Below are 13496 nucleotides of genomic sequence, written 5' to 3'. Positions count from 1 at the left end.
ATTCGGTTCGGGAAGATTTGCCCTACCCTGCCGCATGGGATTATTGAGGAGCTCGCATGACCAAACAAAACGCCTTTACTCGGGAAGACCTGCTGCGCTGCAGTCGCGGTGAGCTGTTCGGCCCAGGTAACGCGCAATTGCCCGCCCCGAACATGCTGATGGTGGATCGCATCACCCATATCAGCGAAGAGGGTGGCAAGTACGGCAAAGGTGAATTGGTCGCCGAGCTGGATATCACCCCTGACCTGTGGTTCTTCGCCTGCCACTTCGAAGGAGACCCTGTGATGCCGGGCTGCCTGGGCCTCGATGCCATGTGGCAACTGGTCGGCTTCTACCTGGGCTGGCAAGGCCTGCCGGGTCGTGGTCGCGCCCTGGGTTCGGGCGAAGTGAAGTTCTTTGGCCAGGTCCTGCCGACCGCCAAGAAAGTCACCTACAACATCCAAATCAAGCGCGTCCTCAAGGGCAAGCTGAACCTGGCCATTGCCGATGGTTCGGTGACTGTCGACGGTCGCGAGATCTATACTGCCGAAGGCCTTCGGGTCGGCGTATTCACTTCCACTGACAACTTTTAAGGGTTATCCGCATGCGCCGCGTCGTTATCACTGGTCTGGGCATCGTTTCTTGCCTGGGCAATGACAAAGAGACCGTCACCGCTAACCTGCGTGCAAGTCGCCCTGGCATCCGCTTCAACCCGGAATATGCCGAAATGGGTCTGCGTAGCCAGGTTTCCGGCTCCATTGACCTGCCCCTCGAAGAACTGATCGATCGCAAGATCTATCGCTTCGTCGGCCACGCTGCCGCCTACGCCTACCTGGCCATGAAAGACGCAATCGCCGACTCCGGCCTGAGCGAAGACCAGGTATCGAACGTACGCACCGGCCTGATCGCCGGCTCCGGCGGCGCATCCACCCTGAACCAGATGGAAGCGCTGGACATCCTGCGCGAAAAAGGCGTGAAACGCGTCGGCCCCTACCGTGTAACGCGGACCATGGGCAGCACGGTTTCCGCCTGCCTGGCCACGCCGTTCGCGATCAAGGGTGTGAACTACTCGATCTCTTCGGCCTGCGCCACCAGCGCCCACTGCATCGGGACTGCCGTTGAGCAGATCCAGTTGGGCAAGCAGGACATCGTATTCGCCGGCGGCGGTGAAGAAGAGCATTGGAGCCAGTCGTTCCTGTTCGACGCCATGGGCGCGCTGTCCACCCAGTACAACGAAACTCCGGAAAAGGCCTCCCGCGCCTACGACGCCAAGCGTGACGGTTTCGTCATCGCCGGCGGTGGCGGCATGGTCGTGGTCGAGGAGCTGGAACACGCCCTGGCCCGTGGCGCGAAGATCTACGCCGAAATCGTCGGCTACGGCGCGACGTCCGACGGCTACGACATGGTTGCCCCAAGCGGTGAAGGCGCCATCCGTTGCATGCAGATGGCAATGTCCACCGTGGACACGCCAATCGACTACCTGAACACCCACGGCACCTCGACTCCGGTCGGCGATGCCAAGGAAATGGAAGGCGTGCGTGCGGTATTCGGTGACAAAGCGCCGAAAATCAGCTCCACCAAGAGTCTGTCGGGTCACTCCCTGGGCGCCGCTGGCGTTCACGAAGCGATCTACTGCCTGCTGATGATGGAAGGCAACTTCATGGCCGGCTCGGCCAACATCGACGAGATCGACCCGGTCGTCGCCGACATGCCGATCCTGACCAAGACCGTTGAAGATGCAAAAATCGACACCGTGATGAGCAACAGCTTCGGCTTCGGTGGCACCAACGCCACCCTGGTGCTGAAACGCTGGCAGGGTAAGTAAGCTCTGTAGCTTGATCCAATGAAAAGCCCCGACTGGTTCGGGGCTTTTTGCTTTCAGAGCTATCGGTTTCAAGCTGCAAGCCGCAAGCTGCAAGCTGCAAGAGAAGCGCATCCCACCCCCTTGCAGCTTGTCGCTTAAGGCTTGCCGCTGCATGATTTACATAAGACAAAACGCGATATCAATGCGCGCTCTCACTGCTACGCGGCTTGGGCAGGACGGCGAGGAAGTTATCCCGTGCTACCTTGCGGGCGACGTCCTCGGGCAATGCATCGAGGAAGGGATCAAAACGGCGCATTTCCTTCCCCAGCTTGTTGAAGCGTCCTACCACGTCGGAGCCCAGCATGAAGCGATCCGGGAAGCGCTCCACCAGCTGGACCCACTCTGGCCGTGGTTTGCCGGCATCATCCAGCAGGTACGGGGTGAGCATGCTCCAGGACAGATCGATATAAAGGTTGGGGTAAGCCTCCAGCAGGCGATTCAAGGTGGGCAGCAAGAAATCCATTTGCACCTGATGGCGGTGGATTTCCTTGCTGGTTCCGGCATGAGCCCAGATAAAGCGCGTGTGCGGGTGGTTGCGCAACGGCTGCTCGACTTCGGCAAGGTACAACGGGTTGCGCTCGCGTTTGGAGGTGATGTTCGAATGCAGCATCACCGGCAGATCGTTCTGCGCCGCCAAGTGATAGATGCGCGTCATGGCTTCGTTGTTGGCGCGCGGCGTGTCACCCGAGGTCAGCGCAGTGAGGTCGTCGTGGCGGGTGAACACTTCACCAATGCCCTGCCACAGCCCTGGGTTGAGGTCGAGCATGCGCTGGATATGGGCTGCGGAATTCTTGTCGTTGGGATTGAAACCGGCCAGGAACGGGTGAAAGCGCTGGCGCTGCTCGGCGGTCAGCTTGTTGACCGCTGCGGCGACGATGACATCGGTGGCGCTGTACCAATAGGCGTCGGCATCGTCACCCGCGTAATAGCGCGGTCGCTTGGGTTCGTCTTCATGCCATTTCTTGGCCACGGGAATGCCGGAAATCATCACATGTTCGATGCGATTGTCCGCCATGGCCTTGAGCAGTTTGTCCATGCCCGCGGTTTCCTGGAAAAAGTCCACGTAATGCAGGTGCGCATCGCTGTAGGCATAATCGCGGGCCTGCACGGCATGGCTGCTGGCGGCGAGCATCAGGGCAAAACTCACGCGGGTCCAGAACACGGCGGGATACCTCGGTAGGGGCTGATACGGGTAGACCTTGCACCACGCGTCGCGGTTCAGCAGGGACAAAAGCCTGGAACCGCCAGTGCCAGCATGTTCTATTAGTGGCTGACCGTCATCCACAGCCTTGTGAGGTTCGTCATGCCTGTTACCGTCAATACGTTGAATGCCGAGAATTTCCGTCACAGCGTCAATATCAACAACCATGAGCTGTTTACCGACCTGCCCAAGAGCCTCGGGGGTGACGATTCAGCGCCCTCTCCCCACGACTATTTCGACGCTGCGCTGGCCTCCTGCAAAGCCTTGACCGTCAGGCTCTATGCGCAGAAAAAGAACATCCCGCTCACCGGGGTCACCGTAGAAGTCACCCACGACGCTGCCGAAGAGACAAAAGGCAAATACACGCTCAACGTCACGCTGACCCTCAAGGGCGTACTCACCGACGCACAGCGCGATGAGCTGCACCGCGTCGCCGACAAGTGCCCGGTGCACAAACTGATGACCACCGCCGAAGTCAGCATCGAGACAACACTGTCGGAAGGCGCCTTCAGCCAATAGCGCCAACGGCCGGTCGAGCGGGTTATGCTCAGTGTCATCGAACCCGCTCAGACAGGGATGCACCATGACCCCCCTTACCGTGATCCACCCTCGCCCCGAAGATGTGGAAGGCCAGCCCATCCTGCGCCCGCTGCCGTCGCGTGAATGCCGCAGCGTCGGGCCTTTCGTGTTTTTCGACCACATGCTGCCTACCCGTTATGCGCCGGGCAGCGGAATGGACATCCGTCAGCATCCGCACATCGGGCTGTCTACCCTCACCTATCTGTTCGAAGGCACCTTGCAGCACAAGGACAGCCTGGGTTCGGACCAGGTGGTGCAGCCCGGCGATGTCAGCTGGATGACCGCCGGCAGTGCGATTGCCCACGTCGAGCGCACTCCCGAGGCGGTCAAGGCCAGTGGCTTTAGGCTGCATGGCTTGCAAGTGTGGCTGGCATCGCCCAGGGACCATGAAACCGGGCCTGGCCACTATAGCCATCATCCGGCAGCAAGTTTGCCAGCCAGCGATAGCCTGGGCGTGCAGGTGCGCCTGATCGCCGGTAGCGGGTTCTGTCTCAAGTCACCCGTACCGGTGCTGTCGCCCACGCTGTATGCCGAAGTGCGGATGCAGACCGCCACTACCCTGCTGATCCCCGATGAGCATGAAGAGCGCGCGGTTTATGTGCTGGAGGGCGACGTGCAACTGGACGGTGAGCCGCTGGAGGTACACAGCCTGGTGGTTTTACCCACTGACCAAGAAATGACCCTGTATGCCGAAAGCGACTGCCACCTGGTGATCGTGGGCGGTGCGCCGCTGGATGGGCCACGGCGGATCAACTGGAACTTCGTGGCGAGCGATCCGGCGGTGATCGAACAGGCGCGGCAGCGCTGGGCGGCCGGGGATTGGCCAACGGTGCCGGGGGAGTCTGAAAGGATTGAGTTGCCTGTGAAATAGCTATCGGGGGCAAGCCCCTCCCACACTTGAACTGCGAATACTTTCAAAATGTGGGAGGGGGCTTGCCCCCGATGGCGTCCGAGCAGGCACTGAAAAAATCAGCCCTTGAACACTTCATCCAGCAAGTTATGCATCGACTGGAAAGCCCGCGCAGCGGTCCTGGCGTCGTACATCATCTTGCCTGGCACGTTGGCATGAGGGTCGGTAAAGGAATGCACCGCGCCGCCGTAGCTGAGCAACTGCCAGTCCACACCCGCCGCATTCATTTCATCTTCGAACGCCGGCAGTTGTTCTTTGGGTACCAGCGGGTCCGAGGCGCCATGCAGCACCAGGACTGAGCCCTTGATGTTCTTCGCATCCGCAGGGTTCGGCGTGTCGAGGGTGCCATGGAACGATACGGCCGCTTTCAACGGCGCACCGGTACGGGCCAATTCCAGCGAGCAGCAGCCCCCAAAGCAGAAGCCGAAGGTCGCCAGCTTCGAGGTATCGACCGCCGCCTCCGTCTGGCCTTGCAGCTGTTCGAAGGCAGCCTGCATGCGTTTGTTCAGCAATGGACGGTCGTTCTTCAACGGCATCATCGCCGCGCCCGCCTCATCACCGTTCGAAGGACGCACGGCTTGCCCGTAGAGGTCGGCGATCAATACCACATAGCCTTTGCCGGCAACGGTCTTGGCGATCTCTTCGGCGCCTGCGCTCACGCCCATCCAGTTCGGTGCCATCAGCAGCCCCGGCAGCGGGCCCTTGTGGCTGGCATCGAACGCCAGGCGGCTTTCATAAGACTGGCCATCAATCTGATAGACCACTGAACGTACTGTGACTTGGCTCATGATTCACTCCAGTTGAGGTGCGCTAAAACGAAAAAACCCGCCGAAGCGGGTTTTTCTACAACGGTGTTAAACCGACAGTTCAACCAACAGCTTGTTCAGTCGGCGCACATAGGCGGCCGGGTCTTTCAGGCTGTCGCCAGCGGCCAGGGCCGCCTGGTCAAAGAGGATGTGCGACAGGTCGCCAAACCGCTCTTCGCTCTGCTCACCGTCGAGCTTCTCGATCAGCGGGTGAGCCGGGTTGAATTCGAAGATCGGCTTGGAATCCGGAACCTTCTGCCCGCTGGCTTCGAGGATCTGACGCATCTGCATGCCCAGGTCCTGCTCGCCGATGGCTAGGATCGCCGGAGAATCGGTCAGTCGATGGGAAACCCGCACTTCGCTGACCGCGTCGCCCAGAGACGCCTTGATCCGCTCAACCAGACCTTCTTTGGACTTGGCGACTTCTTCAGCGGCTTTCTTGTCTTCCTCGGAATCCAGGTTGCCCAGGTCCAGGTCGCCTCGCGCCACGTCCACAAAGGACTTGCCGTCGAACTCGGTGAGGTAGCTCATCAGCCACTCATCGATACGGTCGGTCAGCAGCAGCACTTCGATGCCTTTCTTGCGGAAGACTTCCAGGTGCGGGCTGTTTTTGACCTGAGCGTAGGTTTCGCCAGTGAGGTAGTAGATCTTGTCCTGACCTTCCTTGGCGCGCGCCAGGTAATCGGCCAGCGACACAACCTGTTCACCGTCTTCGCCTTGAGTCGAGGCAAAACGCAGCAGGCCTGCGATTTTTTCCTTGTTGGCAAAATCTTCCGCCGGACCTTCCTTGATGACCTGGCCGAAGTTTTTCCAGAAGCCCTTGTATTTCTCAGGCTCGTTCTTCGCCAGTTTTTCCAGCATGTCGAGTACGCGCTTGGTCAACGCCGACTTCATGGAGTCGATGATCGGGTCTTTTTGCAGGATCTCCCGCGACACGTTCAGCGACAGGTCGTTGGAGTCGACCACACCCTTGATGAAGCGCAGGTACAGCGGCAGGAACGATTCGGCCTGGTCCATCACGAACACACGCTGTACGTAAAGCTTCAGGCCTTTCGGCGCTTCGCGCTGGTACAGGTCGAACGGAGCACGGGCCGGCACGTACAGCAGCGAGCTGTATTCCAGCTTACCTTCGACCTTGTTGTGGCTCCAGCTCAGCGGGTTCTCGTAATCGTGACCGATGTGCTTGTAGAACTCCTGGTATTCCTCGTCCTTGATCTCGGTACGCGGACGGGTCCAGAGGGCGCTGGCGCGGTTGACGGTTTCCCACTCAAGCGCCGGTGTTTCTTCGCCTTCAGCAGCCGTTTGTTCCTTGGGCAGCTCAATCGGCAAGGCGATGTGATCAGAGTATTTCTTGATAATGTTGCGCAGGCGCCAGCCATCGGCGAATTCGTCTTCGCCCTCTTTCAGGTGCAGCACGATACGGGTGCCACGGTCAGGCTTGTCGATGGTGGCGATTTCAAACTCGCCCTCGCCTTTCGAGGCCCAATGCACACCCTCGCTGGCGTCGAGGCCGGCACGACGGCTGAACACTTCAACCTTGTCGGCAACGATGAAGGCCGAATAGAAGCCCACGCCGAATTGGCCGATCAGGTGAGAATCTTTTTTCTGGTCGCCCGACAAATTCTTCATGAAATCGGCGGTGCCGGATTTGGCGATGGTCCCCAGGTGGGTGATCGCATCGTCACGGCTCATGCCGATACCGTTGTCTTCGAGGGTGACGGTCTTGGCGTCTTTGTCGTAGCTCACACGGATTTTCAGTTCCGCGCCACCTTCCAGCAGCTCAGGCTTGGACAGGGCTTCGAAACGTAATTTGTCGACAGCGTCAGAGGCGTTCGAGATCAATTCGCGAAGGAAAATTTCCTTGTTGGAATACAGCGAATGGATCATGAGGTGCAGCAGTTGCTTCACCTCGGTCTGGAAGCCCAGGGTTTCCTTTTGAGTTTCCACACTCATGGTCATCAAACTCCAATTGGATGGCAGTGGCCGCGCCCGAAAGGGTTAGCGGCGGGTTGTCATCAAAGTTGGGGACTCCACGCTGGATTTCAAGGGCGCGGCAATGGCTCGATCTTGAAATGTGCGCGAGCGGTGGCTATCGGCTCGGTAGGAATGGTTTGCCAGGCAGTGATTGCCACGTTGGCGACACGCCGCCCCTGACGGCATACCTGGCATGTGGCGTAGGTGTCGCGAAACTGGCCGGCGCGCAGGTAATCCAGGGAAAAATCGATGATCTTCGGCAAGCCCGGCGCGCCGGTGGACACAAGCAAGTGCAACGCTGCTGACAGTTCCATGAACCCGGCGATCACCCCGCCGTGCAGCGCCGGCAATATAGGGTTACCAATGTTGTCCTTGTTGGCTGGCAGGCGAAACAACAGTTCTTCGCCTGAGCGCGTGCATTCGACGCCAATCAGCTTTGCGTAGGGAATCAGCTCTAGCAGCGCTTCGTAATTGCCGCGCTCAAGCGCTTGTTCCAGGCGAGTCTTGAATCGATGGGTCATGCCTGCTCCCCCTTGATCGCGTCGCCCAGTCCTTGCGTGCCATGGAGTTGCTTGCCCATGCGCATGAACGTGCCCACCACATGGGCGATGGGTTGCTGCGGGTCATCCTGATAGGCAAAGCCGCGGGTGAAGATCACATCGCTGGTCACCCGGTAGCACTGGGCAAATCCGTATACAGCCTTATGCGGCTCGGCGGGATGCATGTAGTCGATACGCAAATCCAGAGTCGGACAGACCTCGAACTCAGGCAATACGCACAGCGTGGCCATGCCGCAAGCGGTGTCCATCAAAGATGTCAGCGCGCCACCGTGGATGACGCCGGTGCAGGGATCACCAACGATAGACGGGCCGTAAGGCAGTACCAGCGTCATGCCCTCCCGAGTTGCAGCATGGACCGTAACCCCAAGTACCTGGCAGTGGCGAAGCGCCGAAACAAAGCGGGTGGCACGGTCTAACAAGGGGGTTTCGGTCATTGTTTTTTAGATTCTTATTAGTGTGGACGGGGCAAATAGGTAATAATTTGAAAAGTTCCTGGCGAAAACTCTATATATCTTTGGAACAGAAGGAACTAATGCTGGCCCCTTGAGTTCGAAAGGCCAGTAGATATCTTCAATAAGGAGAAACACCATGCGCAAGACATTAGCTATTTCCATGATGCTGGCCGCTGCACTCGGTCTGGCTGCCTGCGACAAGAAATCCGAAGACAAAGCCCAAGACGCCGCTGCACATTCTGAGCAAGCTCAGCAAGACATGGCGAAGGCACAGGATAAAGTGAACGACGCTGCGAAAGAAAACGCCGATGCTGCCAAAGCTCAGGCTGAATCGAACGCTGCCGCCGCTAAAGAAGCTGCACCTGCCGCACCTGCAGAGCCTGCCAAGCAGTAATTGCACGGTGTAATGCTGTAGTGCTGCAAAAGATAGCCCGCTTATAGAGCGGGCTTTTCTTTGTCTGCTGTTTTACCCAGCCATTAAGATACGCTGTCTTTTGCAGGGTCTTGGGCATGCATGTCCGTCGGGGTATACACCATCACCTGTAAAACATCGGAGTGAAATTCACGACGATAAAGCACTAGTACCACCCCGGCGCTCATCAACATGAACAACCACGGGCTGACAAACCAGGCCAGCATGGTCATGCCGAAGTAATAAGCGCGCAGGCCAAAGTTGAACTGGTTGGCCGCCATCGAGATCACTCGCGCCGCCCGCAAGGCAAATGCATTGCGCTCCTGCTCCGACACATGCCGCTCACCGATCATCGGTGCAGAACCCACCAGCACCGCAGCGAAGTTGTACTGGCGCATGCACCAACTGAAGGTGAAGAAGGCGTAGACGAACACCAGCGCCAGGCACAGCAACTTGATCTCCGACATGCCCTGGGAGGCCTGTTGCACTATCGGGATATCGGCCAGCAACGACACGGCTCGCTCGGAGGCGCCCAGCACGGTCAGGATGCCGGCAAGGATGATCAACGTGCTGGAGGCGAAGAACGAGGCGTTACGCTCCAGGTTACCGATCACGCTGGCGTCGGCGATGCGGTTATCGCGCAGCAGCATGCGACGCATCCAGTCTTCGCGGTAAAGGTGCAACACGCTGGCCAGGCAGGCCGTATCGCGGGCTTTCCACGTGGCGTAACGGGTATAGCCGCCCCAACACAGGACGAACCACAGGGCGGCAAGCAGGTGGACTTGATTGGTTTCGACAAACGACATGTGGGCCCTTGTTCACAGTTCCATTTTGAGAAATTAGTCATCTGTTCGACGCTAGCTCATACAAAAAGACACTGCATGACGCCCAAAAAAAATGCCCCGTATCGATTGATACGGGGCATTTCAGTAATGCCTGAACCGCGGTTACGCGATGGCCTCGCTGCGCTTGCCCAGCAGGCGATCAATCACCACCGCCACGACCAGGATCATCACCGACGGCACCAGCCACGCCAGGCCCTGTTCGCTGAGCGGCAGGTGCGTCAGCTGCGACGGCATCCACTCCGCCAGGCCCGCGCCCTTGAGTGCATCAATGCAGCCGAAAATAAACGAAACCAGCATCACCGGACCGACGATACGGCCCTGCTCCTGCCAGAAGCCCTTACAGAAGCTCAGGGCCACCAACACGATGCAGGGCGGATAGATCGCGGTGAGCACCGGGATGGAAAACGCGATCAGCTTGGTCAGCCCCAGGTTGGACACGAACAGCGAGAACAGCGCGAGGATCACCACCAGGGTCTTGTAGGACAGCGGCAGCACGCGGCTGAAGTACTCGGCACAGGCGCAAGTCAGGCCCACGGCAGTGACCAGGCACGCCAGGGAGATCAGCACAGCCAGGAAACCGCTGCCCAGGGAGCCGAAGGTGTGTTGCACATAGGCGTGCAGCACTGCGGCACCGTTGCTGGCCCCTGCGGCCACGGCATGGCTGCCCGAACCCAGGCGGAACAGGCTGACATACACCAGCGCCAGGCCCACGCCGGCGATCAGTCCGGCAATGATGGCGTAGCGGGTAATCAGCTTGGGCGATTCAACGCCACGGGAGCGAATCGCGTTGACGATCACAATGCCGAACACCAGCGCGCCAAGGGTATCCATGGTCAGGTAGCCATTGATAAAACCCTGGGAGAACGGCGCAGCGACGTATTCCGGCATGGCGACACCGACCTCACCGGCCGGCAAGGCAAACGCCGCAATGCCGAGGATAGCCAGGGCGATAATCTTCAGCGGCGCAAGGAAACGCCCCACGGTGTCCAGCAGGCGGCCTGGGTACAGGGACACGAAAAACACCACCAGGAAATACACCGAGCTATAGAGGAACAGCGCCAGCGGGCTTTCCCCGGTCAGCGGCGCCAGGCCCACTTCGAACGATACCGTCGCGGTACGCGGCGTGGCGAACAGCGGGCCTACCGCCAGGTACGCCGCGGCCGCGAGCAAGCCACCGGCGATCTTGCCGATCGGGCTGCTCAACGCATCCATACCGCCGCCGACCTTGGCCAGCGCGATCACGGTGACGACCGGCAGGCCGACCGCGGTAATCAGGAAACCCAAAGCGGCCATCCAGACGTGAGGCCCGGACTGCAAGCCAACGATCGGCGGGAAGATGATGTTGCCGGCGCCCACGAACAGGGCAAAGGTCATAAAGCCCAACGCCAGGATGTCCTGGCTTTTCAACACTTTCATTTGAGGAAATACCACACTACTGAATCGGAATTTAGAGAGGGCTTCCCTATGGATGAGGGAAATGCTGCCGGCCCTTATGGGGACCGACCGGTCTGGCGCGCCGCTTCCTTTTGGGATGCGGGCGCATAAAGAGGCGGCTAGGTTACAGAATTGGGCTGACAAACGCACTGTTGCGGGGCGGACCGTCCGATAAGCGACATCTTGGTGTCGCATTTTCATACTTAATTTGGCAATGCGAATAAATGTGAGAGGGGACTTGCCCCCGATTGCGGTGTGTCAGTCACTTAGTTGTGAACTGAACCACCGCTATCGGAGGCAAGCCCCCTCCCACATTTGGTTAGCGCAGGTTCCAGAAAGCACAAAGGCCACCCGAAGGTGGCCTTTGTGTGGAGGAGCGTCAGTTAAGCGCGAGGCTTACTTGACAGCCCAACCGGTCAGCTCGGCCAGGGCCTTGCCGATGTCTGCCAGCGAACGCACGGTTTTAACGCCTGCGTCTTGCAGTGCAGCGAATTTCTCGTCTGCAGTGCCTTTGCCGCCAGAGATGATTGCGCCAGCATGGCCCATGCGCTTGCCCGCAGGGGCAGTCACACCGGCGATGTAGGAAACAACCGGCTTGGTCACGTGTGCCTTGATGTAGGCAGCCGCTTCTTCTTCAGCCGAACCGCCGATCTCACCGATCATCACGATCGCTTCGGTCTTCGGGTCTTCCTGGAACAGCTTCAGGATGTCGATGAAGTTGGAGCCCGGGATCGGGTCACCGCCGATGCCGACGCAAGTCGACTGACCGAAACCGGCGTCAGTGGTCTGCTTCACAGCTTCGTAGGTCAGGGTGCCGGAACGGGAAACGATACCGACCTTGCCTGGCAAGTGAATGTGACCTGGCATGATGCCGATCTTGCATTCGCCTGGAGTGATCACGCCTGGGCAGTTAGGGCCGATCAGGACTACGCCCAGCTCGTCGCACTTAACTTTCGCGTCCAGCATGTCCAGGGTAGGAATGCCTTCGGTGATGCACACGATCAGCTTGATGCCGCCGAATGCCGCTTCCAGGATCGAGTCCTTGCAGAAAGGAGCTGGAACGTAGATGACGCTGGCGGTGGCGCCAGTGGCAGCTACAGCATCTTTCACGGTGTTGAACACTGGCAGGCCCAGGTGCTCGGTGCCGCCTTTGCCTGGCGTTACGCCGCCAACCATCTTGGTGCCGTATTCGATGGCTTGCTGGGTGTGGAAACTACCTTGCGAACCGGTAATACCCTGGCAGATAACTTTGGTGTCTTTATTGATCAGGACGCTCATTATTTGCCCTCCGCAGCTTTGACAACTTGTTGAGCAGCGTCGGTCAGGCTGGTAGCCGCGATGATGTTCAAACCGCTTTCTGCCAGTACTTTAGCGCCCAGTTCAGCGTTGTTACCTTCAAGGCGAACAACAACCGGGATTTTAACGCCAACTTCTTTCACTGCACCGATGATGCCTTCGGCAATCATGTCGCAACGAACGATGCCGCCGAAGATGTTGACCAGTACTGCAGCGACGTTGGAGTCGGACAGGATGATCTTGAACGCTTCGGTAACGCGTTCCTTGGTAGCGCCACCACCTACGTCGAGGAAGTTGGCTGGCTTGCCGCCATGCAGGTTGACGATGTCCATGGTACCCATGGCCAGGCCGGCACCGTTGACCATGCAGCCGATGTTACCTTCCAGGGCTACGTAGTTCAGTTCGAACTTGGCAGCGTGCGCTTCGCGCGGATCGTCCTGGGACGGATCGTGGAAAGTCTTCAGCTTAGGCTGACGGTACATGGCGTTGGCGTCGATGTTGATCTTGGCGTCGAGGCAGTGCAGATCGCCGTCAGCCTTGATCACCAGCGGGTTCACTTCCAGCAGGGCCAGATCGTGATCCTGGAACAGTTTGGCCAGACCTACGAAGATCTTGGCGAACTGGGCAACCTGCTTGCCTTCCAGACCCAGCTGGAAAGCCAGCTCGCGACCCTGGAATGGCTGAGCGCCAACCAGTGGATCGATAGTGGCCTTCAGAATTTTTTCTGGGGTTTCGTGAGCGATCTTCTCAATGTCCACGCCACCTTCGGTGGAAGCCATGAACACGATGCGACGGCTCGAACGGTCAACGACAGCGCCCAGGTACAGCTCTTTAGCGATATCAGTGCACGATTCAACCAGGATCTTGGTGACTGGCTGGCCATTGGCATCAGTCTGGTAAGTCACCAGACGCTTGCCCAGCCACTGCTGTGCGAAGGCCTTGGCGTCTTCTTTGCTGCGAACCAGCTTAACGCCGCCCGCTTTACCGCGACCACCGGCGTGGACCTGGGCTTTGACAACCCACTCGCTGCCGCCGATTTTGTCGCAAGCTTCTGCTGCTGCTTCCGGGGTGTCTACTGCGTAGCCCTTGGAAACTGGCAGGCCGTATTCAGCGAACAGCTGCTTACCCTGATACTCGTGAAGATTCATGCTTTTTACCGTCTTCGTTAGGTACTGCGCATTCGG

The 13496-nt window shown here is 58.9% G+C and carries 14 protein-coding genes; 5 read left to right on the top strand and 9 right to left on the bottom strand.

Annotated elements, in window-relative coordinates; genetic code table 11:
- Positions 1–56: 56 nt before the first annotated feature.
- Together fabA and fabB are read left to right on the top strand one after the other, a co-directional pair.
- Positions 57–572, top strand: coding sequence for a 3-hydroxyacyl-[acyl-carrier-protein] dehydratase FabA (gene fabA / locus SC318_RS08860; RefSeq protein ID WP_003210552.1), 516 nt, complete (start codon positions 57–59; stop codon positions 570–572).
- A gap of 11 nt (positions 573–583) precedes the next feature.
- Positions 584–1804 (top strand): beta-ketoacyl-ACP synthase I, encoded by a 1221-nt coding sequence (fabB, locus tag SC318_RS08855; RefSeq protein ID WP_320430454.1) that lies wholly within the window; start codon positions 584–586, stop codon positions 1802–1804.
- A 178-nt stretch (positions 1805–1982) separates the two neighbouring features.
- On the opposite strand, the gene SC318_RS08850 is transcribed toward fabB, so the two are convergent.
- Positions 1983–2975, bottom strand: coding sequence for an amidohydrolase family protein (locus SC318_RS08850; protein WP_320431205.1), 993 nt, complete (start codon positions 2973–2975; stop codon positions 1983–1985).
- Positions 2976–3146: 171 nt separating this feature from the next.
- On the opposite strand from SC318_RS08850, the gene SC318_RS08845 reads away from it, so the two are divergent.
- Together SC318_RS08845 and SC318_RS08840 are read left to right on the top strand one after the other, a co-directional pair.
- Complete coding sequence (locus tag SC318_RS08845; protein WP_320430453.1) at positions 3147–3563, top strand: OsmC family protein; 417 nt, start codon at positions 3147–3149, stop codon at positions 3561–3563.
- Between the two features lie 64 nt (positions 3564–3627).
- Positions 3628–4494 carry a pirin family protein gene (locus SC318_RS08840; protein ID WP_320430452.1) on the top strand — a complete coding sequence of 289 codons (867 nt, stop codon included), beginning with the start codon at positions 3628–3630 and terminating at the stop codon, positions 4492–4494.
- A gap of 98 nt (positions 4495–4592) precedes the next feature.
- On the opposite strand, the gene SC318_RS08835 is transcribed toward SC318_RS08840, so the two are convergent.
- From SC318_RS08835 to SC318_RS08820, 4 genes are all read right to left on the bottom strand, one after another.
- Positions 4593–5321: a dienelactone hydrolase family protein gene (locus tag SC318_RS08835; RefSeq protein WP_320430451.1), complete on the bottom strand. Its 729-nt coding sequence runs from the start codon at positions 5319–5321 to the stop codon at positions 4593–4595.
- Between the two features lie 66 nt (positions 5322–5387).
- The gene (gene htpG / locus SC318_RS08830; protein WP_306492308.1) at positions 5388–7292 is read right to left on the bottom strand and encodes a molecular chaperone HtpG; all 1905 of its coding nucleotides are present in this window, start codon (positions 7290–7292) and stop codon (positions 5388–5390) included.
- A gap of 89 nt (positions 7293–7381) precedes the next feature.
- A complete protein-coding gene (locus SC318_RS08825; RefSeq protein WP_320430450.1) occupies positions 7382–7834 on the bottom strand; it encodes a PaaI family thioesterase in 453 nt (150 codons plus the stop codon).
- Positions 7831–8307 carry a PaaI family thioesterase gene (locus SC318_RS08820; protein WP_320430449.1) on the bottom strand — a complete coding sequence of 159 codons (477 nt, stop codon included), beginning with the start codon at positions 8305–8307 and terminating at the stop codon, positions 7831–7833. Before SC318_RS08820 ends, SC318_RS08825 begins: the two co-directional genes overlap by 4 nt.
- Before the next feature lie 154 nt (positions 8308–8461).
- On the opposite strand from SC318_RS08820, the gene SC318_RS08815 reads away from it, so the two are divergent.
- The gene (locus SC318_RS08815; protein ID WP_057722672.1) at positions 8462–8719 is read left to right on the top strand and encodes a hypothetical protein; all 258 of its coding nucleotides are present in this window, start codon (positions 8462–8464) and stop codon (positions 8717–8719) included.
- Between the two features lie 83 nt (positions 8720–8802).
- Here the strand turns inward: SC318_RS08815 and SC318_RS08810 are convergent, their stop codons facing one another.
- The 4 genes from SC318_RS08810 to sucC all read right to left on the bottom strand — a co-directional run bounded on the left by SC318_RS08810 (position 8803) and on the right by sucC (position 13460).
- Positions 8803–9543, bottom strand: a complete 741-nt coding sequence (locus tag SC318_RS08810; protein ID WP_320430448.1) for a DUF599 domain-containing protein — start codon at positions 9541–9543, stop codon at positions 8803–8805.
- A 141-nt stretch (positions 9544–9684) separates the two neighbouring features.
- Entirely contained in the window at positions 9685–10998 is a 1314-nt protein-coding gene (gene brnQ, locus SC318_RS08805; protein WP_320430447.1) for a branched-chain amino acid transport system II carrier protein, read from the bottom strand.
- Between the two features lie 414 nt (positions 10999–11412).
- Positions 11413–12294, bottom strand: coding sequence for a succinate--CoA ligase subunit alpha (sucD, locus tag SC318_RS08800; RefSeq protein ID WP_003172813.1), 882 nt, complete (start codon positions 12292–12294; stop codon positions 11413–11415).
- Positions 12294–13460, bottom strand: a complete 1167-nt coding sequence (sucC, locus tag SC318_RS08795; protein WP_003190011.1) for an ADP-forming succinate--CoA ligase subunit beta — start codon at positions 13458–13460, stop codon at positions 12294–12296. The genes sucD and sucC overlap by 1 nt, the downstream gene beginning before the upstream one ends.
- Positions 13461–13496: the final 36 nt, after the last annotated feature.

The sequence above is a fragment of the Pseudomonas sp. MUP55 genome, from assembly GCF_034043515.1.
GTDB lineage: Bacteria > Pseudomonadota > Gammaproteobacteria > Pseudomonadales > Pseudomonadaceae > Aquipseudomonas.
The sequence above is the reverse complement of the archived record's forward strand: the minus strand, read 5'-3'. Positions and strand labels throughout refer to the sequence as shown.

Coding starts and splice junctions, on each gene's coding strand:
- fabA (WP_003210552.1), top strand. CDS start 57: ATGACCAAACAAAACGCCTTTACTCGGGAAGACCTGCTGCGCTGCAGT.
- fabB (WP_320430454.1), top strand. CDS start 584: ATGCGCCGCGTCGTTATCACTGGTCTGGGCATCGTTTCTTGCCTGGGC.
- SC318_RS08850 (WP_320431205.1), bottom strand. CDS start 2,975: ATGCTCGCCGCCAGCAGCCATGCCGTGCAGGCCCGCGATTATGCCTAC.
- SC318_RS08845 (WP_320430453.1), top strand. CDS start 3,147: ATGCCTGTTACCGTCAATACGTTGAATGCCGAGAATTTCCGTCACAGC.
- SC318_RS08840 (WP_320430452.1), top strand. CDS start 3,628: ATGACCCCCCTTACCGTGATCCACCCTCGCCCCGAAGATGTGGAAGGC.
- SC318_RS08835 (WP_320430451.1), bottom strand. CDS start 5,321: ATGAGCCAAGTCACAGTACGTTCAGTGGTCTATCAGATTGATGGCCAG.
- htpG (WP_306492308.1), bottom strand. CDS start 7,292: ATGAGTGTGGAAACTCAAAAGGAAACCCTGGGCTTCCAGACCGAGGTG.
- SC318_RS08825 (WP_320430450.1), bottom strand. CDS start 7,834: ATGACCCATCGATTCAAGACTCGCCTGGAACAAGCGCTTGAGCGCGGC.
- SC318_RS08820 (WP_320430449.1), bottom strand. CDS start 8,307: ATGACCGAAACCCCCTTGTTAGACCGTGCCACCCGCTTTGTTTCGGCG.
- SC318_RS08815 (WP_057722672.1), top strand. CDS start 8,462: ATGCGCAAGACATTAGCTATTTCCATGATGCTGGCCGCTGCACTCGGT.
- SC318_RS08810 (WP_320430448.1), bottom strand. CDS start 9,543: ATGTCGTTTGTCGAAACCAATCAAGTCCACCTGCTTGCCGCCCTGTGG.
- brnQ (WP_320430447.1), bottom strand. CDS start 10,998: ATGAAAGTGTTGAAAAGCCAGGACATCCTGGCGTTGGGCTTTATGACC.
- sucD (WP_003172813.1), bottom strand. CDS start 12,294: ATGAGCGTCCTGATCAATAAAGACACCAAAGTTATCTGCCAGGGTATT.
- sucC (WP_003190011.1), bottom strand. CDS start 13,460: ATGAATCTTCACGAGTATCAGGGTAAGCAGCTGTTCGCTGAATACGGC.